Source organism: Streptomyces sp. NPDC007901, from assembly GCF_042959465.1.
Classification (GTDB): domain Bacteria; phylum Actinomycetota; class Actinomycetes; order Streptomycetales; family Streptomycetaceae; genus Streptomyces.
The window spans coordinates 1-24,387 of record NZ_JBIBKW010000016.1 but is presented as its reverse complement, the minus strand read 5'-3'; the positions used below and the strand labels follow the sequence as shown (position 1 = coordinate 24,387).

Sequence of the window (24,387 nt, the reverse complement as noted above, 5' to 3'; positions counted from 1 at the left end):
CCCGTTGACCGGGGACGCGGCCCTCACAGGCCTCTTCCGCTCACTCGCGGATCAGGCTGCTTACTTGCGGATCAGGCTGCGCAGCACGTACTGCATGATGCCGCCGTTGCGGTAGTAGTCGGCCTCACCGGGGGTGTCGATCCGGACGACCGCGTCGAACTCGACGCCCGTGTCGGTGGTGACCTTGACCGTGCGCGGGGTGGTGCCGTTGTTGAGCTCCTCGACACCGGTGAAGGAGAAGGTCTCCTCGCCGGTCAGACCGAGGGACTCGGCGGTGGCACCCTCCGGGAACTGGAGCGGGAGGACGCCCATGCCGATGAGGTTCGAGCGGTGGATGCGCTCGTACGACTCGGCGATGACGGCCTTGACGCCGAGCAGCGCGGTGCCCTTGGCGGCCCAGTCGCGGGACGAGCCGGAGCCGTACTCCTTGCCGGCCAGGACGACCAGCGGGATGCCCTGCTCGATGTAGTTGCGGGAGGCGTCGTAGATGAACGCCACCGGCGCGTCCGCCTGGGTGAAGTCGCGGGTGTAGCCGCCCTCGGTGCCCGGCGCGATCTGGTTGCGCAGGCGGATGTTGGCGAACGTGCCGCGGATCATGACCTCGTGGTTGCCTCGGCGGGAGCCGTAGCTGTTGAAGTCACGACGCTCCACACCGTGCTCGGTGAGGTACTTGCCGGCCGGGGTGTCGGCCTTGATGGCGCCGGCGGGCGAGATGTGGTCGGTGGTGACCGAGTCGCCGAGCTTGGCGAGGACGCGGGCGCCGGCGATGTCGGTGACGGGCGACGGCTCGTGCTGCATGCCCTCGAAGTACGGGGGCTTGCGGACGTAGGTCGACTGCGGGTCCCAGTCGAAGGTGTTGCCGGTCGGGATCGGCAGCGACTGCCACTGGGCGTCACCGGCGAAGACGTCGGCGTAGGACTTGTTGAACATGTCCTCGCCGATCGCGTTGGCGACGACCTCGTTGACCTCGGCCTCGGTCGGCCAGATGTCGGCCAGGTAGACCGGCTTGCCGTCCTGGTCGGTGCCGAGGGCGTCCTTGGTGATGTCCACCTTCATGGAGCCCGCGAGCGCGTAGGCGACCACCAGCGGCGGGGAGGCCAGGTAGTTCATCTTCACGTCGGGGTTGATCCGGCCCTCGAAGTTCCGGTTGCCGGAGAGGACCGCGGTCACGGCCAGGTCGTGGTCGTTGACCGCCTTGGAGACCTCCTCCGGCAGCGGGCCGGAGTTGCCGATGCAGGTGGTGCAGCCGTAGCCGACCAGGTTGAAGCCGACCTTGTCGAGGTACGGGGTCAGGCCCGCCTTCTCGAAGTAGTCGGTGACGACCTTGGAACCCGGGGCGAGGGTGGTCTTGACCCACGGCTTGCGGGTCAGGCCCTTCTCCACGGCCTTCTTCGCGACGAGCGCGGCGGCGACCATGACGTACGGGTTCGAGGTGTTGGTGCAGGAGGTGATCGCGGCGACGGTGACCGCGCCGTGGTCGATCTCGTAGGTCGTGCCGTCGAGGGCGGTCACGGTGACCGGGTTGGACGGGACGCCGTTGATGGTGGCCGGGGCGTCGGAGGCCGGGAAGGACTCCTTGCCCGCCTCGTCGGCGGTGTCGACGTAGTTGCGCACGTCGCTCTTGAACTGCTCGGCCGCGTTGGCGAGGACGATACGGTCCTGCGGGCGCTTCGGGCCGGCGATCGACGGGACGACCGTCGAGAGGTCCAGCTCCAGCTTCTCGGAGAAGTCGGGCTCGGCCTTCGGGTCCAGCCAGAGGCCCTGCTCCTTGGCGTACGCCTCGACGAGGGCGACCTGCTGGTCGGAGCGGCCGGTCAGGCGCAGGTAGTTCAGGGTCTCGCCGTCGATCGGGAAGATCGCGGCGGTGGAGCCGAACTCCGGCGACATGTTGCCGATGGTCGCGCGGTTCGCGAGGGAGGTGGCGGCCACGCCCTCGCCGTAGAACTCGACGAACTTGCCGACGACGCCGTGCTTGCGCAGCATCTCGGTGATCGTGAGGACGAGGTCGGTGGCGGTGGTGCCCGGCTTCAGCTCACCGGTCAGCTTGAAGCCGACGACACGCGGGATGAGCATCGAGACCGGCTGGCCGAGCATCGCGGCCTCGGCCTCGATGCCGCCGACGCCCCAGCCGAGGACGCCGAGGCCGTTGACCATGGTGGTGTGCGAGTCGGTGCCGACCAGGGTGTCGGGGTAGGCCTGCCCGCCCCGGACCATCACCGTGCGGGCCAGGTGCTCGATGTTCACCTGGTGGACGATGCCGGTGCCCGGGGGGACGACCTTGAACTCGTCGAACGCGGTCTGGCCCCAGCGCAGGAACTGGTAGCGCTCCTTGTTGCGGCCGTACTCCAGCTCGACGTTCTGCTTGAAGGCGTCGTTGGTGCCGAACTTGTCGGCGATGACGGAGTGGTCGATGACCAGCTCGGCCGGGGCCAGCGGGTTGATCTTCGCCGGGTCGCCGCCGAGCTCCTTCACGGCCTCACGCATGGTGGCGAGGTCCACGACACAGGGGACGCCGGTGAAGTCCTGCATGATCACGCGGGCCGGCGTGAACTGGATCTCCTGGCTGGGCTGGGCCTGCGAGTCCCAGCCGCCGAGGGCGCGGATGTGGTCGGCGGTGATGTTCGCGCCGTCCTCCGTGCGGAGCAGGTTCTCCAGCAGCACCTTCAGGCTGTACGGAAGGCGAGCCGAGCCTTCCACCTTGTCCAGCCGGAAGATCTCGTACGACTCGTCGCCCACCTGCAGCGTGCTGCGGGCGTCGAAGCTGTTCGCCGACACGACAGTCTCCTTCATTGATGTGCGCGTACCACCACGATCCTGCCGCCACGCCGACTTGGCCGATCCACTAAGGTAAGGCTAAGTTAGGTAACCCTCACTGGGGTGGCGGTCACGGTGCGCCTGGCAGATATCTCGATGTCGAGATAACTCTAGTACACAGGGGCCGGATGGTCATGCCCGGACCGCCGTCCGACGGAGTTTCAACGCCGCGCCACGGAGAAGAAGAGCCGGAGGAGGCCGATCCGGCCACCGGGGCACGGATCCTCCTCATGACCCGACCGACACTGCCACATACGACGACACACCGGACATTCCGATCCCGACCAGCCCTGCCGCAGGGTCCCGTTGACGGCCTGTCACCTGAACGGCCCCCCTTGCCGGGCCCCATCTCATATCTGAGATAACCTCGGTCTCATGTCAGACGACTACCTCGTACGCATCGGCAAGCTCATCCGTGACGCCCGGCAACACCGCGGCTGGACACAGGCACAGCTCGCGGAGGCGCTCGGCACCAGTCAGAGCGCTGTCAACCGCATCGAGCGCGGCAATCAAAACATCAGCCTTGAGATGATCGCTCGAATCGGTGAAGCCCTGGACAGCGAGATCGTCTCACTGGGCTACGCGGGCCCGATGCATCTGCGGGTGGTCGGCGGTCGCCGGCTGTCCGGCGCGATCGACGTCAAGACCAGCAAGAACGCGTGCGTGGCCCTGCTGTGCGCCTCGCTGCTCAACAAGGGGCGCACGGTGCTGCGCCGGGTGGCGCGGATCGAGGAGGTGTACCGCCTGCTGGAGGTGCTCAACTCCATCGGCGTGCGCACCCGCTGGATCAACGACGGCGTCGACCTGGAGCTGGTGCCGCCGGCCGACCTCGACATGGCGTCGATCGACGCGGAGGCCGCCGTACGCACCCGCTCGATCATCATGTTCTTCGGCCCGCTGCTGCACCGCATGGACCACTTCAAGCTGCCGTACGCCGGCGGCTGCGACCTCGGCACGCGGACCATCGAGCCGCACATGATCGCGCTGCGCCGGTTCGGGCTGGACATCGCGGCGACCGAGGGGCAGTACCACGCGCGGGTCGACCGCGCGATCCGCCCGGACCGCCCGATCGTGCTGACCGAGCGCGGCGACACGGTGACCGAGAACGCGCTGCTGGCCGCCGCGCGCCACGACGGCGTCACCGTCATCCGCAACGCCTCCTCCAACTACATGGTCCAGGACCTCTGCTTCTTCCTGGAGGCGCTCGGCGTCAAGGTCGAGGGCATCGGCACGACCACGCTGACCGTGCACGGCGTCCCGAACATCGACGTGGACGTGGACTACTCCCCCTCCGAGGACCCGGTCGAGGCGATGAGCCTGCTGGCCGCGGCGGTGGTGACGGAGTCGGAGCTGACGGTGCGCCGGGTGCCGATCGAGTTCCTGGAGATCGAGCTGGCGGTCCTGGAGGAGATGGGACTCGACCACGACCGCAGCCCCGAGTACTTCGCGGACAACGGCCGTACCCGCCTGATCGACCTCACGGTCCGCCCCTCCAAGCTGGAGGCGCCGATCGACAAGATCCACCCGATGCCGTTCCCGGGCCTGAACATCGACAACGTGCCGTTCTTCGCGGCCATCGCGGCGGTCGCGCAGGGCAAGACCCTGATCCACGACTGGGTCTACGACAACCGGGCGATCTACCTGACCGACCTGAACCGCCTCGGCGGCCGCCTGCAACTCCTGGACCCGCACCGGGTGCTGGTCGAGGGCCCGACCCGCTGGCGCGCCGCCGAGATGATGTGCCCGCCGGCGCTGCGTCCCGCGGTGGTCGTCCTGCTCGCCATGATGGCGGCCGAGGGCACCTCCGTGCTGCGCAACGTGTACGTCATCAACCGCGGCTACGAGGACCTCGCGGAGCGCCTGAACACCATCGGGGCGCAGATCGAGATCTTCCGGGACATCTGACGCGCGAGTGCCGCCGCGCCCCACCTCCGAAGGGGCGCGGCGGCACTCGTCGTACTCACCAGGTGTGGGCGACGTCCACCACGAGGTGGTTGGCGGTCTGGAAGACGCGGAACGGCAGCCGGGCGCGGACGCCCAGTCCGGCCTGGGTGTAGCCCTCGGAGCCGCCGGTGATCTTGAACTCCCGGAAGGTCCGGTACCCGGTGACGTCGACGGACGGAAGCGGCGGGTAGGGCGTTCCGGTCGCCGGGTCGTAGCGCGGGGCGAACAGCGAGATCTCCAGGATGGCTCCGCCCTTGATCGGAATCACGGCGTCGCTCGGGTCCTGGTGCAGTACGTCGACGTAGCGGACGGTGTAGCCGATCGGGTCGGCCGACGTGCCCTGGGCGTCGAAGACCAGACGGTCGAAGCACTCGTGCTGTCCGGTCCGTACGTCGGTCAGCCGCCTGGAGGCCGCGGAGTCGCCGGTCTTGGCCAGGCTTCCCCATGTCACGGCGCAGTCCACCGCCGTCGGCGCGGCCACCGCCGGAACCGTGCCGGCCAGCAGGCCGCCACCCGCCAGCATCATCGCGACCACTGCTGTACCTATCCGTCGCATGGCTACCCCCCGGTAGTTCGCGTAGGTGTGTGTTTGGTCAGACTCGCGGCTTTCCAGAAGGTTGTGCGGCATGCAGCAGTTCCTTGTGGTACGACGCTGCGATTCCCCATGCCGTACAGAACTGAGAGTTTTCACCCTAATCTTGCAAGCCGGAGAAGGGGACCGACGGAGGGAACCGCATGAAGGTCGGCATCACCGAGGTCGCGGACCGGGCGCAGGTCAGCGAGGCCACGGTCAGCCGGGTCATCAACCGGCGCCAGGGGGTGTCGCGCAAGACCCGCGAGGCGGTCGAGCGGGCCATGGCCGACCTGGGGTACGAGCGGCAGACCCGGGGCCAACTCGTGGCGATCATCACCGAGTTGGTCTCCAACCCGTTCTTCGCCGACATGTGCGAGCGGATCGAGTCCACCCTCGCCCCGCACGGTCTGAAGACGATCGTGTGCCCGTGCTTCCCCGGCGGAGTGCAGGAACCGGACTACCTGACCTCCCTCGCCGACCGGGGTGTCGCCGCCGTCGTCTTCCTCTCCGCCAGCAACACGATCGAGGACGCGGACCCTGAGGCGTACGAACTGCTGCGCTCCCGCAGGATTCCCTTTGTCGGGATCAACGGCCGGTTCGAGGGCGGATACGACGCCCCGGTCTTCTCCACCGACGACCTGCTGGCCGCCGAACTCGCCGTCGACCACCTGTACCGGCTCGGGCACCGCCGCATCGGCATGGCCTCGGGGCCGGTCGGCAACCGTCCGGCCGACCGCCGGGTCGACGGCTTCGTCGCCTCGCTCGCCCGGCGCGGCATCGCGGATCCGGAGCAGTGGGTGGTCCGGCAGTCGTACACCGTCGAGGGCGGCCAGTCCGCCGCGGTCTCGCTCCTCGGCCGTGGCGCCACGGCCGTCGTCGCCGCCAGCGACTACATGGCCCTGGGCGCGATCCGCGGCGCACGCCGGCAGGGGTACGACGTCCCGGGGGACGTCTCGGTCGTCGGCTACGACGGCTCCCTGATCATGGACTTCGTCGATCCGCCGCTCACCACGGTCCGGCAGCCGGCCGACCGGCTCGCCCCCGAGGTGGCCCGTAGCGTCCTCGCGCTGCTGGGCAACCGCGAGGTCCCCGTCGGCGAACTCCTCTTCGACCCCGAGCTGGTGATCCGCGCGAGCACCGCGCCGCCGAAGGCGGACTGAGGAGCCGGACCGCGCTCCGGTGGGCGGGAGGGGCGATGGTCAAGACTGCGTCACGTGATCTCGGTGGCTGAGAGGGCGGGAGCCGGTCCACGTACTAGGGAGGCGAGTGACCGCGACTCCCGACGAAGGGCACCTCCTTGATCTCGCGACGCATCGTCCTGAGCCTCGCCGCAGGGCTCGCCGCCAGCTGCCTGCTGGGGGCGTGCGGTTCGTCCGACGACTCCGGTACCGCCGGGGCCGCCGCCCCGGTCGCGCCGGCCACCTCGGCCCCCGCGACCTCCGCTCCGGCCGCGACCGGCAGCAGCGCCGGCTCCGGGAGCGGGCAGCCGGGCACGACCGCCGGGGTGACGGCCGTGGCGGCCCAGGGCATCGGCAGCATCGTCACCGACGACCAGGGGCTCACCCTCTACCGCTACGACAAGGACGAGCCGAACCCGTCCAAGTGGACATGCTCCGGGGCGTGCACGAAGACCTGGATCCCGGTGATCGTGCAGGACTCGGTGCAGACCACGGGAGTGGACAAGAGCCTCCTCGGCACGGTGCACCGCAACGGCCGGACCCAGCTCACCCTTTCCGGCTGGCCGCTCTACCGGTACGTCGGCGACACGGCGGCCGGACAGGTCAACGGCCAGGGGAAGGACGGCGCGTGGTACGCCGTCACCCCGTCCGGGCAGAAGTCGGCCGCGACGGGCTGACGCCCGCGGCCCGGTGACCGCGGCCCGGTGACCGCGGGGGACGTCACACCGTCGGTTCCCCGCGGAAACTCCCCGGCGCGAGCAGGGACTTCCAGGACCTGTTCCGCTTGAACGGTGTCTCGAAGACCTTCGCGAACAGCCACGCCCCGAGCACGGAGACCGGCAGGGCCACGGCGAGCGTGAAGCAGAAGGTGGGCAGTCCGCGCGCGACGAAGTGCGGGGCCACGCGGCGGATCACGGCCATGACGATCGGCAGATGGATCAGGTAGAGGCTGTAGGAGAAGCCGCCGAGGCGGTGCACGGGACGGGCGGTCAGGAGCCGTACGAGAACGGCGGGCCGGCCGGTGGCGACGGCGGCGAGCAGCATCGTCATGGCGGGGGCGATGGCGAGGTCGATCCAGAAGTAGTGGTTCACCGTCCAGACGGAGCCCCGGAGGACGCCGAGGGCCGCCACGGGCAGCGCGGCGAGGGCCGCGAGCCATCCCCACGGCAGGCGTCGGACCCGGTCCGACGCGGTGACGATGCCCGCGCCGATCACCCCCGCGGCGAACACGGGGGCGAGGTGCGGGGCGAGCCAGTTGTCGCCCTCCACCGGGTTCGCTTGCGCCGCCATCAGCCCACCGGCGACCACCGGAAGCGTCACGCACACGGCCAGGACCACGGCACCCCGGCGCCGGCGGAGGAACAGGAGGAGGGGGAAGAGCAGATAGAGCTCGGCCTCCACGCCTATCGACCAGAACGCGCCGTTCGGTGTCGGGGCGGTGAACAGGTCCTGGGCGACGAGGCCGTACACGAGAACCGTCGCGCCGGTGGGCGGCCCGAAGTGCGAGGCCGGTACGACGAACCACGAGACGGCCAGGCTCAGGGCCAGTGCGGCCCAGTACGGGGGCAGGATGCGCCAGGCGCGCCGTCGCAGGAACTCGCCGACGCCGGCCGTCCGCCAGCCGTGCCGTGCCGGGGAGATCGCCAGCGAGAACCCGGACAGCACCAGGAAGAAGACGACGGCGAGGCGCCCGAACATCAGCCCGTCGAGCCAGAAGGGCGCCGAACTGTCCGGGTAGCCGGGGAAGGTGTACAGCCAGCAGTGGAAGAGGACCACGTAGAGCGCCGCCAGGCCACGGAGACCGTCGAGGCCGGCCACCTGCCGACGGACCCGCGCTCCGCTCTCCGCCTCCTCCCGGGGCACCGGGGGTGCCAGGTCGAGAGCGCTGCCGACCGGGCGACTCGAATCCACGGAAATCGTCCGACCCCTTTTCCGGGCAGCACCGCGCCGTCCACGGCGACTGGTACGTGGCCTGCGGCCCGGCTGTTCAACGGCCGGTCAGGTCCGCGTGGTGGTCCCGCTGTTCCGGCGGGGCGCCGAGCTCCATCTCCCGGGCCTCGTCGAGGGAGGTGATGACCACGCCTATCAGGACGTTGACCAGGAAGAAGGAGGCGATGAGGACGTACGAGGCGTAGGAGACGAGGCTCCAGCGGGAGATCTCCAGGCCCGCGTGGACCGCGTCGCCGATGCCGTCCAGGGTCAACAGGAGGAAGAGGGTGAGGACGGCGCGGCCGATGGAGCCGTAGTGCCGGGGTCGTGGCGGCCGAAGAAGACCCAGCCCACCCTCGCGTACACGTACGGCAGCAGCGCGCCGACCAGCAGGAAGCTCAGCGTGCCGGGCAGGCTGCGGGCCACCGCGACCAGCACGATCCGCAGTGGGGGCAGGAAGCGGGCGGTGCGCAGCACCCGGGCCAGCCGCAGCAGCCGGAGCACGGTGGCGTTCTCGCGGACGACGGGCAGGAAGGCGCAGAGGACCACAGCGAGGTCGAAGAGGTTCCAGGGATCCTTGAGGAAGTCCCGCGGTCGGTCGGCGTGCGCGCCGAGGCGCAGCCGGAACTGCCACCGTTCGACCAGGCCGGAGTAGGTCTCCACGCCCAGCAGTACGGCGTTGAGGAGGATCACGGCGAAGACGGTCAGGGCGAACCGGCGGGATTCCGTGACGGCACGGCACCGCTGTGCCAGGTCCGGACGGACGGATCGTAACGCGACGGCGTTCGTCTGGTCGTACTGCTCCGGCTCGTGGTGCCCTGGCTCCTTGTCGCACGAACACCGCCTTCCGGCCGACTCGGCCGGAAGGCGGGCTTGTCCGGTGATCACTCCCCGGAGGAATTTCTACAGCACTGTAGATCAACCGGCGACGGAGGCGGTGTCCCGGCGGGAGACGGCGAGGTAGCCGACGAAGCAGACGATGGCGACCGTCCAGGCGAGGGTGACCGGCCCGAGGCCGAGGCCGAGCCCGCTCCGGGCGCGGGTGACCGCCATCCAGTCGGCGAGGGAGGCGCCGAGCGGGCGGGTGATGACGTAGGCCGCCCAGAAGGCGGCCACCGCGTTGAGGGCGCCGGCCCGGTGGGCGATCGCGGGCACGCAGATCGCGACGGCGAAGAGCACCGCCGAGCCGAGGTAGCCGAGGCCGGCGGTGGCGGTCAGGTCGCCGGCGGCGGTGCCGAGCGCGAAGGTGGCGAGGACGGCCGCCCAGTAGAAGGCCTCGCGGCGGCGGGTGCGGATGCTGTGGATGGACAGGGTCCGCTCGACGGCGTACCAGAGGGCGAAGACCCCGGTCAGCGCGAGGAGGAAGAAGGGCGTGGAGAGCGTGTAGGGCACGCCGAGGCCGATGTGCAGGACGTCGGCGGCCATCGTGCCGAACACACTGACCATGACGACGGCGGTCCAGTAGACCCAGGCGATGTAGCGGCGGACGGCGAACTGCACGGCCAGCGAGACCGCGAGCGCGAGACCGCCGAGGGCGACCGCGGGCACCGGGCCGAGGACGTGGGCGAGCAGGTCCGAGGCGGTCTCGCCCATCCCGGTGGTGAGCACCTTGATGATCCAGAAGTAGACGGTCACTTCCGGCACCTTGTTCGCCATGGCGCGGAGCGGAACACGGGGCCGGTCGTCGAGGAGGTGCTCTGTGGTCATGAGCGGCACGATGACACGGCGGATCCCCGGTGCCACAGATGCCTTTGCCATTGTTTTGGGGCTTCTGGTGCATGAGTTTCACCGGCGCGCGGCCAACCTGACCGCAACCTGAACGCCTCGGCGAAGACCCTGGGCAGGCCGGTGGGCGTACTGATAGGCAGGAGGGTTTCCGGGCCGCGGCGGGCCGTCGCCGCACGCCGTGCCGCGCGATCGTCTACAGTGCCAGCAGACGTCTACAGGACTGTAGTCATTCGTGTGACCGTGACCCTGTCAGATCTTCCCAGGAGAGGCCCTCCGTCCATGACGACACCGATCGCCGCCGCCTCGCAGCTGGCCGTGAACGTACTCGACGCCCATTCCCTGCTGGCGGCCTTCGGCGTGCTGGGCGTCGGGGTGGTGATGTTCGTCGAGACCGGGCTGCTTGTGGGGTTCTTCCTGCCCGGCGACTCCCTGCTGTTCACGGCCGGCCTGCTGTGCACGGGCACCGCCGAGGGGTCCGTGCACCTGTCGCTGGGACCGCTGCTCCTGGCGGCCGCGGCCGGTGCGCTGGCCGGGGCGCAGTGCGGATATCTGCTCGGCCGGAAGGCGGGCACCACCCTGCTGGCCCGCAGCCGCTCGCAGCGGCTGCGCGAGGGCGCCCAACGCGCCGAGGAACTGCTGGAGCGGTACGGGTACGCCAAGGCCATCGTCCTGGCCCGGTTCGTGCCGGTGGTCCGGACGGTGCTCAATCCGCTGGCGGGCGCGCTGGAGGTGCCGGTACGGACGTTCACGCTCTGGCAGACCGTCGGCGGACTCCTGTGGAGCGTGGGCCTCACCCTCGCGGGCTACGGGCTGGGCTCCTCGATCCCGAACGTCGACCACTACCTGCTGCCTTTGGTGGCGCTGATCGTGGTCGTGTCGCTGCTCCCGCTGCTCGCCGAGGTGTACCGGGGCCGCCGAACCGCCCGGACCGCCCGGCCCGAGGGCGGGGACAGGTGACCGGGGCGCCGGCGGTACGGCCGGAGGACTGACGGAGAGCCATGCCGCACCGCATCCTTGTCGTCGAGGACGATCACGCCCTGCGTGACGTGCTGCGCCGAGGCCTGGCCGAGGAGGGCTTCGAACCGGTGCCCGCCGCCGACGGCGCCACCGCCCTGCGGCTGACCGACCACGGCATCGCCGCCGCCGTCCTGGACGTCGGGCTGCCCGACGCCGACGGCCGGGACGTCTGCCAGGCCATGCGTGCGGGCGGCTTCGCGGCCCCGATCATCTTCCTGACGGCCCGCCACGGTCTCACCGACCGGCTGTCCGGGTTCTCCGCCGGGGCCGACGACTACCTGCCCAAGCCGTTCCACCTCGCCGAACTCGTCGCCCGGCTGCGGGCCACGCTCAAGCGGGCCGCCCCGCCGGCCATGGCCACGGCCGGCGACCTGGTGCTCGACGCCACCCGGCACCGGGCACGCGTCGGCGCCGTGGACGTCGACCTGTCCCCCACCGAGTTCCGGCTGCTGGCCACCCTCGTCGCCGCCGGCGGCACCCTGGTGAGCCGCCGTGACCTGGTCCGGGCCGCCTGGCCGGACGGGGCCCAGGTCAGCGACAACACCCTCGACCAGTATCTGAGCCGGCTGCGCCGCAAGCTGCGCGAGGCGGGCAGCGACCTGAGCCTGGGCACGGCGCGCGGGATCGGCCACCGGCTCTCATGAACGCCCCGCTCCGGCAGCTGGCCCCCCGCACCCTGCGCGGCCGGCTCTCGCTCGTGGCGGTGACCACCGCGGCACTGCTGATCACCGTGCTGACCGTGGCGTTCACCACCGTGATGGACCGGCATCTGCGGCACCAGGCGGACGACGAACTGCGCACCCGCGCGGCCGCCGTCGCCACGACCGTCGACACCAGCGGCCGGCGGGTACGGATCCTGGACACCGTCAACGACGGCCTCCTCGACGCGAACGCCTGGATCTACACCGGGACCCGCCTTCTGGAGAAACCGCCCGCGGCCGCCGCCACCCTGACCCGGGCCGCCGACCGGCTCGCCGCGGGACGGAACGGCGGCTGCAGGACCGTGGAGACCGCGAACCCCCGCTTCGTCCGGCTCTGCGCCCGCCCCGTGACCGGCCGTCGCAGTACGGCCACCGTCGTCACGGCCCTGGATCTCGCGCCGTACCGCAACTCGGCGGACACCCTGCTGGTGGGGTCCCTGGTCCTGGACGCCGTCATGCTCGCGGGCACCTACGCGCTGACCCGGCTGGCCGTGGGGCGGGCGCTGCGTCCCGTGCGCACCATGACCGACCAGGCCACCGAGTGGAGCGCCGTCGGCTCCGCCGAGCGTTTCGGCGCGGCCCGGCAGCCGGCCGAACTCGCCCGCCTGGGCGCCTCGTTGGACGCGCTCCTCGACCGCATCCGGACCGTGCTGCGGCACGAGCGGCAGCTGACCGGTGAGCTCTCCCACGAGCTGCGCACCCCGCTCACCCGGATCGTGATCGAGCTCGACTGGTGGCGGGCCCGCCCGCGCTCCGCCGCCGAGACCCGCGCCGCCCACGAGGTGATAGCCGAGGCCGCCCGCTCCATGCGGACCATCTGCGACACCCTGCTCGACGACGCCCGCGACGACGCGCTGAGCGCCGGCACGGCTCCGGGGACCACCCAGGTCGTCCCGGTGCTGCGCCGGCTGGTCGGGAACCTCGGCCCGCAGGACCGGGTGACGGCCGTCGTCGACATCGGCGATCCGGCGCTGGAGGCGGGCGTCACCCCCGCCGTCCTCGAACGCATCGTCAGCCCGCTGCTGGCCAACGCGGTCCGCCACGCCCGCGCCACGGTGACCGTGTCCGCGCGACGGCTGCCGGACGGGGTGCGGATCGACGTCACCGACGACGGTCCCGGCGTACCGGAGGCGTTCCTCGGCGAGCTCTTCCAGCCCGGCCGCCGCGCCGACCAGGACGACGGGCACGACGGCGCGGGCCTCGGGCTGCCGCTCGCACGGCGCCTGGCCCGCGCCGTCGGCGGCGAGGTGTCCCACGATCCCGGGCACACCGGCGGAGCGCGTTTCCTGGCCGACCTGCCCGCCGGCTGAGCCCGCCGCCCCGCAGACTCTCAGCCGGCCCTGCGCTCCCGGACCTGCGCATAGGCCATGAGGCCGAGCAGCAGCGCCAGCAGGACGGCCGAGGACCCGGCCGTGCCGAGGTCGAGACCGCCCTTGGCGACCGGCTTGGTCAGGAAGTCGCCCGCGGTGGCGCCGAGCGGGCGGGTGAGGACGAACGCGATCCAGAACAGCAGGACGTTCGGCACCACGGGCACCTTCATCAGGGCCACCAGTACGGCGAGCAGCCCGGTCACCAGGAGCGCGCCGCCCGCATAACCGAGACCGGAGCTGTCGGACAGGAAGTCGCCCATGGAGGTGCCCAGGGTGTTGGAGACGAGGATCGCCGCGCCGGCCGGGTAACCCAGGCCCAGGCCCTCAGGATGACCGTCCAGTAGAAGAACGGGTTGTAGCGGCGGGACCTGAGCTGGACGGCGAGTAACCCAGCTTCAGGGTCTGGGAGAAGGGGTCGCCGGCCGTCTCACCGAAGGTGGTCGCGGCGATCTTCATGATCCAGAACGCGAGGGTGACCTCGGGCAGTTTCCTCATCACCGACGCGGCCGTGCCCGGGACATCAGGACCGGCGAGGACTTCGGACTGTTCCAAGGTGGAGGGCCCTGTTCCGTTTCCGTCGTACCGCGGGGCGACCGCGCGCAGACGGCCACCACGACCGACCTTGACAGAACCGACCTGAACGCATCCTGAACGGCTTGCGCGGCAGCTCGGTCTCTTTGTTGGAACGTCATGACAAAGTGATTGACATCCCCTGGGGGCCGCCCCATAGTACGTGTCACTAGAGCGCGCTAATAAAGCGCTCTAGCGCAGCAGCAGACGTCGGCGGCCGCACCCCTTGGCCGTCGGCACGGAGCTCCGTCCCCGCCCGTGCGCGGCACCCGGTCGGCCGCCGGTGCCGCAGCCGCCACCACCGGCGGACCGCTTCTCTCCCGCCCCGTATATCTCCCGCTCGTTCCGCTCCCCAGAGCCGATCCAGACCGCACAGCGAGGTGCAAGGGACATGCACAGAAACCACCGGGCCGCCGCCATGGCCGCCACCGTTCTCGCGGGCGTCCTGCTCGCCACGGGCTGTTCCAGCAGCTCCGGCGGCAAGAAGTCCGAGGACAGCGGCGCGGCCGCGTCCGCCGGCAAGGCGTCCACGCCCCGCATGACCGTGGCCATGATCACCCACGCCCAGCCCGGCGACACCTTCTGGGACCTGATCCGCAAGGGCGCCGCCGCGGCCGCCGCCAAGGACAACATCAAGCTGGTCTACTCCGCCGATCCCAGCGCCGCCAACCAGGCCAACCTGGTGCAGAACGCGATCGACCAGAAGGTCGACGGCATCGCCCTGACCGCCGCCACGCCCGACGCCCTGAAGTCCGTCATCGCCAAGGCCGAGGCCGCCGGCATCCCCGTCGTCGGCTTCAACTCCGGTGTGGACGCCTGGAAGAAGCTCGGCATGCTGGAGTACTTCGGCCAGGACGAGAACATCGCGGGCGAGGCCTTCGGCGAACGCCTCGACAAGCTCGGCGCCAAGCACGCGCTCTGTGTCGTGCAGGCCCAGGGCCAGGTCGCCCTGGAAGCCCGCTGCGCGGGTCTGGCCAAGGGCTTCAAGGGCAAGACCGACAAGATCTACGTCAACGGCACCGACATGCCCTCGGTCAAGTCCACCATCACCGCCAAGCTGCAGCAGGACTCCTCGATCGACCAGGTCGTCACCCTCGGCGCCCCCATCGCCCTGACCGCCATCCAGTCCGTCAAGGACGCGGGCAGCAAGGCCAAGGTCGCCACCTTCGACCTCAACAAGGACCTGGTCTCCGCCATCCAGGACGGTTCCGTCGAGTTCGCCGTCGACCAGCAGCCGTACCTCCAGGGCTACCTCGCGGTCGACGCCCTGTGGCTGTACAAGAACAACGGCAACTACAGCGGCGGCGGCACCGCCCCGGTCCTGACCGGCCCGGCGTTCGTCACGAAGGACAACGCCGACACGATCGCCAAGTTCGCCGCGAACGGCACCCGCTGACGCTCAGTCGGCACGCGCCCGGGCATGCGGGCCGTCCCCTTCGGGAGGCGGCCCGCTCGTGCCGCGTACCACCAGCTTCGGGTCCAGCACCGCCTCGCGCGGCTCCAGTTCGGGGTCCTCCAGCCGCTCCACGGCGAACCGCACCGCGTACTCGGCCATCAGCCCCGCGTCCTGCCGCACGGTGGTGAGGCCGACCGGCATGAGGTGGGAGAGATGGCTGTCGTCGAAGCCGACCACCGAGATGTCCCGGGGGACCTCGACACCGGCGCGGGTCATGGCCATCAGCACGCCCATCGCGCACCGGTCGTTGCCCGCCAGCACCGCCGTCGGCAGGGGCAGCCCGCGGTCGCGTTCCGCCAGCAGCAGCCGTCCGGTCTCGATACCGGACTGCTCGGTGTGCTCACCCGGTATCACCCGGATCTCCGGCTCAAGACCGTGCCGGCGCATCGCGGCCCGGTAGGAGCGCCGCCGCTCGGCCGAGCCGGGACCCCGGCCGCCGTCGATGTGCACGATCCTGCGGTGCCCGAGCTCGACCAGGTAGTCCATGGCCTGCCGGACGCCCTTGCTCTCGGCACTGTGCACGAAGTCCACCCGGGCCCGCGGCACCCGGCGGCTGACCGACACCGTGACGGCCCGCTGGCCGAGCCCGTCGAGGTAGGCGGGGTCCGTCTCGGGGCCGAGCAGGATCAGCGCCTCGCAGCGGTGGCCGAGCAGCGCCTCGACCGCCTTCTCCTCGCTGCGGCCCTGGGCGGCGGCCGAGAGCAGCACGTCGTAGCCGAGCCGCTCGGCCTCCGGGTAGATGCCCTCGATGAGGTCGGTGTGGAAGGTCTGGTGCACGGTGAACATCACGCCGAGGGTGCGGCTGCGCCCGCGGGCCAGCAGCCGGGCCGCGCTGTCGGGCCGGTAACCGATCTCGTCGGCGACCCGCAGCACCCGCTCACGGGTCTCCTGGCTCGCGCCCGGCTGGTTGCGGAACACGATCGACACCAGCGCCCGGGAAACCCCCGCCCTGTCGGCGACATCGGCCATCGTCGGCCGCCGCCGCCCCGCTGCATCCACCTGAGCACCCACCCTTCGACGGAGCCCCAGCCTAGGCCCTGCGCTCGGCGGCTCCAGGAAATCCCCCGGCAACAAGGTATTGACATGACATTCGGACAGGGGTCATCGTACTCGCACTAGAGCGCGCTAGTAGAGCGCAGCAGCCTCCTCACGGCAGAACTCTCCGTCCCCTCTCCCCGAGTCTCCCCGAAGGACACACCATGGCGACGGCGCCATCCCCCCTCCGCACCACCGTGGGCAACCTGTGCCTCGGCTCCGCGCCCGACTCCTGGGGCATCTGGTTCCCGGAGGACGAGCACCAGGTTTCGTACACCCGCTTCCTCGACGAGCTGAAGCAGGCCGGCTACGAGTGGTTCGAGCTCGGGCCGTACGGCTACCTGCCCACCGATCCGCAGCGGCTGAAGGAGGAGCTCGACGCCCGTGGGCTCAAGGTCTCCGGCGGCACCGCGTTCGGCGCCCTGCACCGCCCCGAGGCCTGGGACGAGATGCTCGCCCACGTCCGCCAGGTGGCCACGCTGACCCAGGCCGCCGGCGCGCACCACCTCGTTCTCATCCCGCCGATGTACCGGGACGAGAAGACCGGCGCGTTCACCGAGTCGCCCGAGCTGACCGCCGAGCAGTGGGCGGGCTTCGGCAAGGCCGCCGACCGGCTGGGCAGGCTGCTGCTCGACGAGTACGACGTACGGCTGGTCGTCCACCCGCACGCGGACAGCCACATCCAGACCCAGCCGGAGATCGAGCGGCTGCTCAACGAGTCGGACGGCCGGTACACGAACCTGTGCCTGGACACCGGACACGTGGCCTACGGCGGCGGTGACAACGTCGACCTGATCCGTCGCTTCGGCGAGCGCGTCGGCTACGTCCACATCAAGCAGATGGACCCGGAGGTGCTCGCCCAGGTCGCGGCCGAGGACCTCGGGTTCGGCGAGGCCGTGAAGCGGGGCGTGTGCGTGTCGCCGCCGGCCGGTGTGCCGAACCCGGCCGACGTGGTGGCGGAGCTGGCGAAGCTCGACGCCGAGCTGTTCGTGATCGTCGAGCAGGACCTCTACCCGTGCGCCCCCGAGGTGCCGCTGCCCATCGCCACCAGCACGCGTGAGTACCTGAACGGCCACGGTCTGTCCGGTACCCGGCGGCCCACCCTGAACCCGAACCGGTAGGAGGCGGCCGATGAACGTCAGGGACGACACGGTTCAGGCCACCGCCCCCGTCACCGACCAGCCCTCCGCGGCGGTCTCCCGGCGGCTGCGGCTCATCACGATCATCGCCACCTTCGGCGGTCTGCTCTTCGGCTACGACACCGGTGTCATCAACGGTGCCCTGCCCTACATGAGCGAGGACCTCGGGCTGAACTCGGTCACCGAGGGCATGGTCACCAGCTCGCTGTTGCTGGGTGCCGCGCTCGGCGCGGTGGCCGGCGGCCGCCTCTCGGACGCGCGGGGCCGCCGCCGTACGATCCTCACCCTCGCGGTGCTGTTCTTCGTCGGCGCGCTCGGCGCCACCCTCGCGCCGACCACCGCGGTCATGATCGTGGCCCGCTTCGTGCTGGGCCTCGCGGTCGGCGGCGCCTCGGTGACCGTGCCGGTCTACCTCGCGGAGATCTCCCCCGCCGAGCGGCGCGGCGCCCTGGTCACCCGGAACGAACTGATGATCGTCAGCGGGCAGTTGCTGGCCTTCACCTCCAACGCGGTCATCGCGAACGTGGGCAGCGAGTCCGGCGGCATCTGGCGCTGGATGCTGGTGATCGCCACGATCCCGGCGGTGGTGCTCTGGTTCGGCATGCTCGTCATGCCGGAGAGCCCCCGCTGGCTGGCCTCCCAGACCCGCTTCACCGAGGCGCTGGACGTCCTGAAGCAGGTCCGCTCCCAGCAGCGGGCGGAGGCCGAGCTGGCCGAGGTCTCCGCGCTCGCCGTGAAGGAGGAGCAGGAGAAGCTCGGCGGCTGGCAGGACATGCGGGCCACGCCGTGGCTGCGCAAGCTGATGTTCGTCGGCTTCGGCATCGCGATCGTGCAGCAGATCACCGGCGTCAACACGATCATGTACTACGGCACGCAGATCCTCTCGGACGCCGGTTTCGCCTCGGACACCGCGCTGACCGCGAACATCGCCAACGGCGTGATCTCGGTGCTGGCCACCTTCGTCGGCATCTGGCTGCTCGGCCGCGTCAACCGCCGCCCCATGCTGATGACCGGCCAGATCGGCACCACGCTCGCCCTGCTGCTCATCGGTGTCTTCTCGCTCGTGCTGCCCGCCGGGGACGGCCGGGCCTACGCCGTGCTCGCCATGACGGTCACCTTCCTCGCCTTCCAGCAGGGCGCGATCTCCCCGGTGACCTGGCTGATGCTCTCCGAGATCTTCCCGATGCGGATGCGCGGCTTCGGGATGGGCGTCGCGGCCGTGGTGCTGTGGCTGACCAACTTCGTGATCGGGCTGGTCTTCCCGTCGCTGGTCGCCGCCGTCGGGATCTCCAACACCTTCTTCCTGTTCGTCGTGGCGGGCATCTTCTCGCTCACCTTCGTGAAGCTCTACGTCCCCGAGACCAAGGGCCGCACCCTCGAAACCCTCGAAGCCGAGCTCCGCGCACGCTTCTCCTGACCACGTGAAGGAATCACCATGACTGTTCGAGTAGGAGTGATCGGCGCCGGCTGGATCGGCAAGGAGCACATCCGGCGCCTCACCCACACCGTCACCGGTGCCCAGGTCACCGCGGTCACCGACATCGATCCGGCGCGTGCCGCCGAGGCCGCCGAGCCGGTCGGCGCGCGGGCGCTGCCCGACGGCGCGGCCGTGGTCGCCGCGGACGACGTCGACGCCGTCCTCGTCACCTCCTGGGGCCCCACCCACGCCGAGCACGTCCTCAACGCGATCGCCGCCGGCAAGCCGGTCTTCTGCGAGAAGCCCCTCGCCACCACCGCCGAGGACTGTCTGAGGATCGTCGAGGCCGAGCAGGCCCACGGCCGGCGTCTGGTCCAGGTCGGCTTCATGCGCCGCTACGACGCCGGCTACCGCCAGATGAAGCAGGTCATCGAGGCGGGGACGATCGGCGAGCCGCTGATCGTGCACTGCGCCCACCGCAACCCGACCGTCCCGGAGTCGTACACCTCCGAGATGGCCTCGCTGGACACGGCGGTGCACGAGGTCGACGTACTGCGCTGGCTCCTCGACGACGAGATCGTCTCCACCCAGGTGATCACGCCGCGTGCGACCAGCAAGCGGTTCCAGCACCTCAAGGACCCGCAGATCATCCTCTTCGAGACCGCCAAGGGCGTCCGCATCGACCTGGAGGTCTTCGTCAACTGCCAGTACGGCTACGACATCCAGTGCGAGACCGTCGGCGAGCAGGGCCTGGTCCGGCTCCCCGACCCGGCCGCGGTCGGCGTCCGCACCGCCGCACAGCACAGCACCGCCGTCCTCACCGACTGGGTCGGCCGCTTCCGCGACGCCTTCGACACCGAGTTCCGCGAGTGGATCGCCGACCTCGCCACCGGCAACGAACCCACCGGCCCCTCCGCCTGGGACGGCTACGCCGCCACCGTCATCACCGCCGCGACCGTCGAGGCCCTGGAGTCCGGCAGCGTCGTCGCCACCGACATCAAGCCCCGCCCGGCCTTCTACGGAGGCACCGCATGAAGATCGCCCTCGACCCGTACATGTTCCGCGCCCTGCCGATCGACGACATGGTGCGCACGGTGGCCGAACTCGGCTACGAGTACATCGAATTGTCGCCGCGCGACGACTTCATGCCGTTCTTCCTGCACCCGCGCGCGGACGACGAGCGCATCGCGGAACTGAAGAACTCCCTGCGCAGGCACGGCGTGCGGCTCTCCTCGGTGCTGCCGCTGTACAAGTGGTCCTCCCCGGACGAGACGGAGCGGCAGGCGGCCGTCCGCTACTGGAAGCGGATGATCGAGATCACGGCGGACCTCGAATGCCCGTTGATGAACAGCGAGTTCAACGGGCGCCCGGAGCGGGCCGCCGAGAGCGAGGCCGCGTTCTGGCGCTCGCTGGAGGAACTCCTCCCCCTCTTCGAGCGCGAGGGCATCGCCCTCGACCTGGAGGCGCACCCGGACGACTTCTGCGAGGAGAACACCCCCGCGGTCGACCTGGTCCGCGCGATCAACAAGCCGTGGGTGAACTACCTCTACTGCGCCCCGCACTCCTTCCACCTGTCGGGCACCGACCCGACGGCGGACATCGCGGCGATGATGCGTTACGCCGGTGACAAGCTCCAGCATGTGCACATCGCGGACTCCTTCAACCACAAGGGCTCCAGCGGGCTGCGCTACATCCTCAACCCGCCCGGCACCACGGCCCGGATCCACCAGCACCTGGACATCGGCCAGGGCGAGGTCGACTGGAACGCGTTCTTCGGCACCCTGCGCGAGCTGGACTTCGACGGCGTCGCCACCGCGTGTGTCTTCGCCTGGGAGGAGCGGGCCCGCGAGTCCTCGGCGTTCATGCTGGACCGCATCACGAAGGAGCTGGCTGCTTAGGCGCTGCGCTGGGGGTGCCGGGGGATGCGTTGTTGTTCGGCAGCGGCGCCGTCGTGGCTGGTCGCGCAGTGCCCCGCGCCCCTTCGGGGGCGCTGCTTAGCGGAGAGTCTCTTCGATCGCCGCCAGCCAGGTGTCGACCGGGCCTGCCGTCAGCAATCCGCTGCCCGCGCCGGCGAGTTGGCCTGCGGCCGGGCGTAGCGCCGCCAGGCAGCGGCGCAGGGCGGGACGGTCGCCGAGGTCCAGGGCGGCGGCCGCCGCGACGCACCACAGCGCCTCCTGCACGAGGTCGGCAGGGGGCTCGGGCAGGAGGCGCACTGCGTCGCGGGCTGCCCTTTCGTCGTCGGCGGCGAGGGCGAGCGCGGGCCGGATCCAGGGGAGGTACGGACCCCAGTCGGCGTCCGGGTCGATGGCGTCCCGGATGCCGTACGGCCGCCCCGCCAGCCGGAGACAGAGCAGCGCGAGCGGCAGCAGACCGTCGCGCACCCCGGGCATCCCCGGCCCGTCCAGCAGCCGGTCGACCTCGCGGTAGGCGTCTTCGACGGCCCCGCTCGCAAGGGGCGGCCGGGCCTCCCCCTCCGCCGCCAGCCGCACCGCCCGGTAGCCGGTCGTGAACACCCGTACCAACGGCAGTTCATGACGGTCCGCCAGCCGGTCGGCCGCCGCCGCGTGTTCGTCGGCCGTCGTGAAGTCGGCGAGGGCGGCACGGGCCTGTGTCCGGATCAGGTGGCCCAGCACCTCGTAGGCGACCAGGCCGTGGCGCTGGGCCAGGGTGACGAGTTCGGTGCCGATGGTGTCCCGGCGTGGGGCGAGACCGGAGCGGGTGCAGGACTGCATGAAGACGCCGTTGAGGGCGAAGGCGAGCAGGGCCGGATCGTCCAGGCGGCGGGCGAGCCGTTCCGCCTCGGCGGCGGCCTGCGGGGCCCGGGCCGACCGGGTGCCGCGTGACTCCAGGGCGACGGTGGCGAGCAGCCGGCAGCGTGCCGCGTCCTGGGCCGGGGTGGCGGGGAGCCGGGCCAGTGCCCGTTCGGCGGCCTCGACGATCCGGGCGGCGCCCGCCGGGTCGTCCGAGCGGGTCCAGATCGCGGGTACGTCGTAGGCGCCGATGACCCGGGCCGTCAGGTCCGGGTCGCCGACCTCCTCGGCCGCGGTGATCGCGGCGAGCCGGTGCTCCCGGGCGGCGGCCAGTCCGCCGGAGCCGGTCACCGCGAGGGTGCGCAGCAGGCCGACGGTCGATTCGAGCCGGGCCCGGGCACCGGCGGCGACGGTACGGTCGTACGCCGCCGCCGCCCGGGACCACACCCGTGCCGCCGTGGCGCCGCGTTCCGCGTCCAGGCCGGGGTCCTGCGCGAGGACGTCGGCCTCCAGGCGGCGCAGGGCCGGGCCGGGGTCGACGCCGAGCTGGTCGGCGAGGGTGGCGCGGGCCCGGCGCAGCACGGTGAGGGCGTCGCCCTGGCGGCCGGTCCGGTACAGGGCGAGCGCCAGCAGCCGCCAGCCCTCCTCGCGCCACGGGTGCCCGGTGAGGTGGGCGTCCAGATCGGGCACCGCCTCGGCCGCCCGGCCCGCCGCCAGCAGCGCCCCGGCCCGCTGTTCCACCGCCCGCAGCCGCAGCTCGGCGAGTCGCGCCCGCTCGGCCCCGCACCACGCCTCGTCCGCGAACTCGGCGTAGGCGGGTCCCCGCCACAGCTCCAGGGCCGCCCGCAACGTCCGCACGGCCCGCGCGGGTTCCTCCTCGACGGCCGTCTCCACGGCCGTCTCGAACCGCCAGGCGTCCACCGCCTGTGCCCGCAGGGCGTAGCCGGGGCCGTCGGTGACCAGCAGCCGGGCGGGGGTGCGGGGCGGGCGGTCGGGTTCGAGGGCGCGCCGCAGATCGCCCACGAAGGTGCGGACGGTACCGACGGCGGTGGGCGGCGGCTCCTCCCAGAGGTCGGCGACCAGGCGGGCGACAGGGACGACCCGTTTGCGGGCGACGATCAGCCGGGCCAGCACGGCACGGTGCCGGGGGCCCTTCAGGGCGAGCGGCACGCCGTCGTGCTCGGCCGTGACCGGCCCGAGCACCCCGAAGGCGACCTGGTCCCTGTCCCTGCTCACCCGCCCACCGTACGTGCTGCTGATCGGCTGCTGATCCGGGCACGGGAGCCTCGGCGCATGAACATCCCCGGTTTTCGGCAGCACCGCGTCCCGGTCGCGGACGGCGTCTGCCTGCACACGTCCGTCGGCGGCACCGGCAGTCCCGTCGTGCTGCTGCACGGTTTCCCCCAGACCCGTCTGATGTGGCGGCACGTGGCGGCCGACCTCGCCGCCGACCACACCGTGATCTGCCCCGACCTGCGCGGTTACGGCGCCAGCGACAAGCCGGCCGACGCGGACGGGACGTCGTACGCGAAGCGGACCATGGCCGCCGACGTCGTGGCGCTCGCCCGGGCCCTGGGTCATGAGCGGTTCGCCCTGGCCGGGCACGACCGGGGTGCGCTGGTCGCGTTCCGGGCCGGCCTCGACCACCCGGACGCGGTCACGCACCTGGCCCTGCTGGACGTCCTGCCGACGCCGGACATGTGGGAGGTGCTGCACGGCAGCACGGCCGCCGTGGCCTTCCATCTGTATCTGATGGCCCAACCGCCGGGTCTGCCCGAGCAGTTGATCGGCGCGGCCCCGGACCTCTTCTTCGGCCACTTCCTGGACCTGTGGTCCCGCACGCCCTCGGCGATCCCCGCCGACGTCCGCGCCGCCTATCTCGCGGCCTGCCGGGCGGCGGTGCCGTCGATCGTGGCCGACTACCGGGCCTCGGCGGGCGTCGACACCGAGCACGACCGGGCCGACCGGGCCGCCGGGAACGTGCTGCGGATGCCGGTCACCGTGCTCCAGCAGGACTGGGGTGCCGCCCTCGGCTACGACGCGGCCGGGCTGTGGCGGGCCTGGGCGCCGGACCTGGAGCACCGGACGGTGACCTGCGGGCACTTCATGGCGGAGGAGGCGCCGGAGGAGGTGACCGCGGCGATCGGGAAGCTGCTCTCCCGCTGAGCGTGCGGGCGGCCCGGCACCCCTGGGATGCCGGGCCGCCCTCGGCCGGGTGTCAGGCCTTGGAGAGGGTGACGTCCTGCTGCCCGGTGGCATGGAAGGACGGCAGCGGCAGGCCGCCCGAGGAACGCAGCTCCATGATCGTGGCCTCGACATGGGCCGCGCCGGGCTCCAGCTTCTCCGAGGTCACCTTGCCGCTGTTCTCCCAACGGTGCTCGGCGCCGTCGCAGACGGCCCGGGTGCCGCCGATGCCGTGGCGGTAGTTCGGCGAGCCCTGGCTGAGCGACGAGCTGATGAACACCGGGCCCGCGGCGCCGGTGCAGGTGTAGGTGCCGGAGAGCGTGACCGTGCCGTCGGCGGCGAGCCGGCCGGTCCGGTCCGGTCCGGTCGACGGTGACGGACTCGTTGGGGGCGGCGGTGGCGGGGCCGACCGCGGCACACAGCAGAGCGGCGGAACCGAGGGCCGCGGCGAGGAGAGGGCGTACGCGCATGGCTTCCTTCCCGGATCGGGGGGTGCCTCTATGTCCTTCGTCAAGGCGCCCCTGTCGGGGTTTGGGGTGATTCGCTCTTGCTGGTGTCATGCGGCGAGCTCGACGTCCGCG

Annotated in this window: 20 protein-coding genes and 2 pseudogenes; 12 read left to right on the top strand and 10 right to left on the bottom strand. The window is 71.3% G+C overall.

What is annotated here, in order from left to right:
- Positions 1-60: 60 nt before the first annotated feature.
- A complete protein-coding gene (acnA, locus tag ACFZDK_RS38700) occupies positions 61-2,775 on the bottom strand; it encodes an aconitate hydratase AcnA (protein WP_390979580.1) in 2,715 nt (904 codons plus the stop codon).
- 414 nt (positions 2,776-3,189) lie between these two features.
- Between acnA and ACFZDK_RS38695 the strand changes: the two genes are divergently transcribed.
- Entirely contained in the window at positions 3,190-4,719 is a 1,530-nt protein-coding gene (locus tag ACFZDK_RS38695) for a UDP-N-acetylglucosamine 1-carboxyvinyltransferase (protein ID WP_390979578.1), read from the top strand.
- 55 nt (positions 4,720-4,774) lie between these two features.
- Here the strand turns inward: ACFZDK_RS38695 and ACFZDK_RS38690 are convergent, their stop codons facing one another.
- Complete coding sequence (locus tag ACFZDK_RS38690; protein ID WP_390979576.1) at positions 4,775-5,314, bottom strand: hypothetical protein; 540 nt, start codon at positions 5,312-5,314, stop codon at positions 4,775-4,777.
- 179 nt (positions 5,315-5,493) lie between these two features.
- Here ACFZDK_RS38690 and ACFZDK_RS38685 point away from each other — a divergent pair, with 179 nt between their 5' ends.
- Together ACFZDK_RS38685 and ACFZDK_RS38680 are read left to right on the top strand one after the other, a co-directional pair.
- Positions 5,494-6,492 carry a substrate-binding domain-containing protein gene (locus ACFZDK_RS38685; protein ID WP_390979574.1) on the top strand — a complete coding sequence of 333 codons (999 nt, stop codon included), beginning with the start codon at positions 5,494-5,496 and terminating at the stop codon, positions 6,490-6,492.
- A 137-nt stretch (positions 6,493-6,629) separates the two neighbouring features.
- Positions 6,630-7,187, top strand: a complete 558-nt coding sequence (locus ACFZDK_RS38680; RefSeq protein WP_390979572.1) for a hypothetical protein — start codon at positions 6,630-6,632, stop codon at positions 7,185-7,187.
- Between the two features lie 43 nt (positions 7,188-7,230).
- Here ACFZDK_RS38680 and ACFZDK_RS38675 read toward each other — a convergent pair whose 3' ends face one another.
- From ACFZDK_RS38675 to ACFZDK_RS38665, 3 genes and pseudogenes are all read right to left on the bottom strand, one after another.
- Entirely contained in the window at positions 7,231-8,421 is a 1,191-nt protein-coding gene (locus ACFZDK_RS38675) for an acyltransferase family protein (protein WP_390979570.1), read from the bottom strand.
- A gap of 115 nt (positions 8,422-8,536) precedes the next feature.
- A pseudogene (locus ACFZDK_RS38670) lies at positions 8,537-9,192 on the bottom strand (ion transporter); the annotation flags it as partial.
- Positions 9,193-9,357: 165 nt separating this feature from the next.
- A complete protein-coding gene (locus ACFZDK_RS38665) occupies positions 9,358-10,146 on the bottom strand; it encodes a hypothetical protein (protein ID WP_390979568.1) in 789 nt (262 codons plus the stop codon).
- A 300-nt stretch (positions 10,147-10,446) separates the two neighbouring features.
- Here ACFZDK_RS38665 and ACFZDK_RS38660 point away from each other — a divergent pair, with 300 nt between their 5' ends.
- Genes ACFZDK_RS38660 through ACFZDK_RS38650 form a run of 3 tightly spaced genes read left to right on the top strand, consistent with a single transcriptional unit; the run spans position 10,447 to position 13,195 of the window.
- The gene (locus ACFZDK_RS38660) at positions 10,447-11,124 is read left to right on the top strand and encodes a VTT domain-containing protein (RefSeq protein WP_390979566.1); all 678 of its coding nucleotides are present in this window, start codon (positions 10,447-10,449) and stop codon (positions 11,122-11,124) included.
- Between the two features lie 41 nt (positions 11,125-11,165).
- Complete coding sequence (locus tag ACFZDK_RS38655; protein WP_390979564.1) at positions 11,166-11,828, top strand: response regulator; 663 nt, start codon at positions 11,166-11,168, stop codon at positions 11,826-11,828.
- The gene (locus ACFZDK_RS38650; protein ID WP_390979562.1) at positions 11,825-13,195 is read left to right on the top strand and encodes an ATP-binding protein; all 1,371 of its coding nucleotides are present in this window, start codon (positions 11,825-11,827) and stop codon (positions 13,193-13,195) included. The genes ACFZDK_RS38655 and ACFZDK_RS38650 overlap by 4 nt, the downstream gene beginning before the upstream one ends.
- A gap of 20 nt (positions 13,196-13,215) precedes the next feature.
- On the opposite strand, the gene ACFZDK_RS38645 is transcribed toward ACFZDK_RS38650, so the two are convergent.
- Both ACFZDK_RS38645 and ACFZDK_RS38640 read right to left on the bottom strand, forming a co-directional pair.
- On the bottom strand, positions 13,216-13,515 hold the full coding sequence (locus ACFZDK_RS38645; RefSeq protein ID WP_390979560.1) for a hypothetical protein: 300 nt from the start codon (positions 13,513-13,515) through the stop codon (positions 13,216-13,218).
- A 64-nt stretch (positions 13,516-13,579) separates the two neighbouring features.
- Positions 13,580-13,807, bottom strand: coding sequence for a hypothetical protein (locus ACFZDK_RS38640; RefSeq protein WP_390979558.1), 228 nt, complete (start codon positions 13,805-13,807; stop codon positions 13,580-13,582).
- 409 nt (positions 13,808-14,216) lie between these two features.
- Here ACFZDK_RS38640 and ACFZDK_RS38635 point away from each other — a divergent pair, with 409 nt between their 5' ends.
- Positions 14,217-15,221, top strand: a complete 1,005-nt coding sequence (locus ACFZDK_RS38635) for a substrate-binding domain-containing protein (protein ID WP_390979556.1) — start codon at positions 14,217-14,219, stop codon at positions 15,219-15,221.
- Between the two features lie 3 nt (positions 15,222-15,224).
- On the opposite strand, the gene ACFZDK_RS38630 is transcribed toward ACFZDK_RS38635, so the two are convergent.
- Positions 15,225-16,250 (bottom strand): substrate-binding domain-containing protein, encoded by a 1,026-nt coding sequence (locus ACFZDK_RS38630; protein ID WP_390979554.1) that lies wholly within the window; start codon positions 16,248-16,250, stop codon positions 15,225-15,227.
- 230 nt (positions 16,251-16,480) lie between these two features.
- On the opposite strand from ACFZDK_RS38630, the gene ACFZDK_RS38625 reads away from it, so the two are divergent.
- Genes ACFZDK_RS38625 through ACFZDK_RS38610 form a run of 4 tightly spaced genes read left to right on the top strand, consistent with a single transcriptional unit; the run spans position 16,481 to position 20,770 of the window.
- Positions 16,481-17,437 (top strand): TIM barrel protein, encoded by a 957-nt coding sequence (locus ACFZDK_RS38625; protein WP_390979552.1) that lies wholly within the window; start codon positions 16,481-16,483, stop codon positions 17,435-17,437.
- Between the two features lie 10 nt (positions 17,438-17,447).
- Positions 17,448-18,872 (top strand): sugar porter family MFS transporter, encoded by a 1,425-nt coding sequence (locus tag ACFZDK_RS38620; RefSeq protein ID WP_390979550.1) that lies wholly within the window; start codon positions 17,448-17,450, stop codon positions 18,870-18,872.
- Between the two features lie 18 nt (positions 18,873-18,890).
- Positions 18,891-19,907 (top strand): Gfo/Idh/MocA family oxidoreductase, encoded by a 1,017-nt coding sequence (locus ACFZDK_RS38615; RefSeq protein WP_390979548.1) that lies wholly within the window; start codon positions 18,891-18,893, stop codon positions 19,905-19,907.
- Positions 19,904-20,770, top strand: a complete 867-nt coding sequence (locus ACFZDK_RS38610) for a TIM barrel protein (RefSeq protein WP_390979546.1) — start codon at positions 19,904-19,906, stop codon at positions 20,768-20,770. The genes ACFZDK_RS38615 and ACFZDK_RS38610 overlap by 4 nt, the downstream gene beginning before the upstream one ends.
- Positions 20,771-20,866: 96 nt before the next feature.
- Here ACFZDK_RS38610 and ACFZDK_RS38605 read toward each other — a convergent pair whose 3' ends face one another.
- Positions 20,867-22,858, bottom strand: coding sequence for a BTAD domain-containing putative transcriptional regulator (locus ACFZDK_RS38605; protein ID WP_390979544.1), 1,992 nt, complete (start codon positions 22,856-22,858; stop codon positions 20,867-20,869).
- Positions 22,859-22,915: 57 nt separating this feature from the next.
- Between ACFZDK_RS38605 and ACFZDK_RS38600 the strand changes: the two genes are divergently transcribed.
- Positions 22,916-23,788: an alpha/beta fold hydrolase gene (locus ACFZDK_RS38600; protein ID WP_390979542.1), complete on the top strand. Its 873-nt coding sequence runs from the start codon at positions 22,916-22,918 to the stop codon at positions 23,786-23,788.
- 52 nt (positions 23,789-23,840) lie between these two features.
- Here ACFZDK_RS38600 and ACFZDK_RS38595 read toward each other — a convergent pair.
- Positions 23,841-24,276 (bottom strand): annotated as a pseudogene (locus ACFZDK_RS38595) (DUF6299 family protein).
- Positions 24,277-24,387 lie beyond the last annotated feature (111 nt).

What these genes read in the sequence shown, in the direction of transcription:
- ACFZDK_RS38600 (WP_390979542.1), top strand. Translation starts at nt 22,916, where the DNA reads ATGAACATCCCCGGTTTTCGGCAGCACCGCGTCCCGGTCGCGGACGGC.
- ACFZDK_RS38635 (WP_390979556.1), top strand. Translation starts at nt 14,217, where the DNA reads ATGCACAGAAACCACCGGGCCGCCGCCATGGCCGCCACCGTTCTCGCG.
- ACFZDK_RS38630 (WP_390979554.1), bottom strand. Translation starts at nt 16,250, where the DNA reads ATGGCCGATGTCGCCGACAGGGCGGGGGTTTCCCGGGCGCTGGTGTCG.
- ACFZDK_RS38660 (WP_390979566.1), top strand. Translation starts at nt 10,447, where the DNA reads ATGACGACACCGATCGCCGCCGCCTCGCAGCTGGCCGTGAACGTACTC.
- ACFZDK_RS38685 (WP_390979574.1), top strand. Translation starts at nt 5,494, where the DNA reads ATGAAGGTCGGCATCACCGAGGTCGCGGACCGGGCGCAGGTCAGCGAG.
- ACFZDK_RS38625 (WP_390979552.1), top strand. Translation starts at nt 16,481, where the DNA reads ATGGCGACGGCGCCATCCCCCCTCCGCACCACCGTGGGCAACCTGTGC.
- ACFZDK_RS38645 (WP_390979560.1), bottom strand. Translation starts at nt 13,515, where the DNA reads ATGGGCGACTTCCTGTCCGACAGCTCCGGTCTCGGTTATGCGGGCGGC.
- ACFZDK_RS38615 (WP_390979548.1), top strand. Translation starts at nt 18,891, where the DNA reads ATGACTGTTCGAGTAGGAGTGATCGGCGCCGGCTGGATCGGCAAGGAG.
- ACFZDK_RS38695 (WP_390979578.1), top strand. Translation starts at nt 3,190, where the DNA reads ATGTCAGACGACTACCTCGTACGCATCGGCAAGCTCATCCGTGACGCC.
- ACFZDK_RS38650 (WP_390979562.1), top strand. Translation starts at nt 11,825, where the DNA reads ATGAACGCCCCGCTCCGGCAGCTGGCCCCCCGCACCCTGCGCGGCCGG.
- ACFZDK_RS38665 (WP_390979568.1), bottom strand. Translation starts at nt 10,146, where the DNA reads ATGACCACAGAGCACCTCCTCGACGACCGGCCCCGTGTTCCGCTCCGC.
- ACFZDK_RS38655 (WP_390979564.1), top strand. Translation starts at nt 11,166, where the DNA reads ATGCCGCACCGCATCCTTGTCGTCGAGGACGATCACGCCCTGCGTGAC.
- ACFZDK_RS38690 (WP_390979576.1), bottom strand. Translation starts at nt 5,314, where the DNA reads ATGCGACGGATAGGTACAGCAGTGGTCGCGATGATGCTGGCGGGTGGC.
- ACFZDK_RS38620 (WP_390979550.1), top strand. Translation starts at nt 17,448, where the DNA reads ATGAACGTCAGGGACGACACGGTTCAGGCCACCGCCCCCGTCACCGAC.
- ACFZDK_RS38610 (WP_390979546.1), top strand. Translation starts at nt 19,904, where the DNA reads ATGAAGATCGCCCTCGACCCGTACATGTTCCGCGCCCTGCCGATCGAC.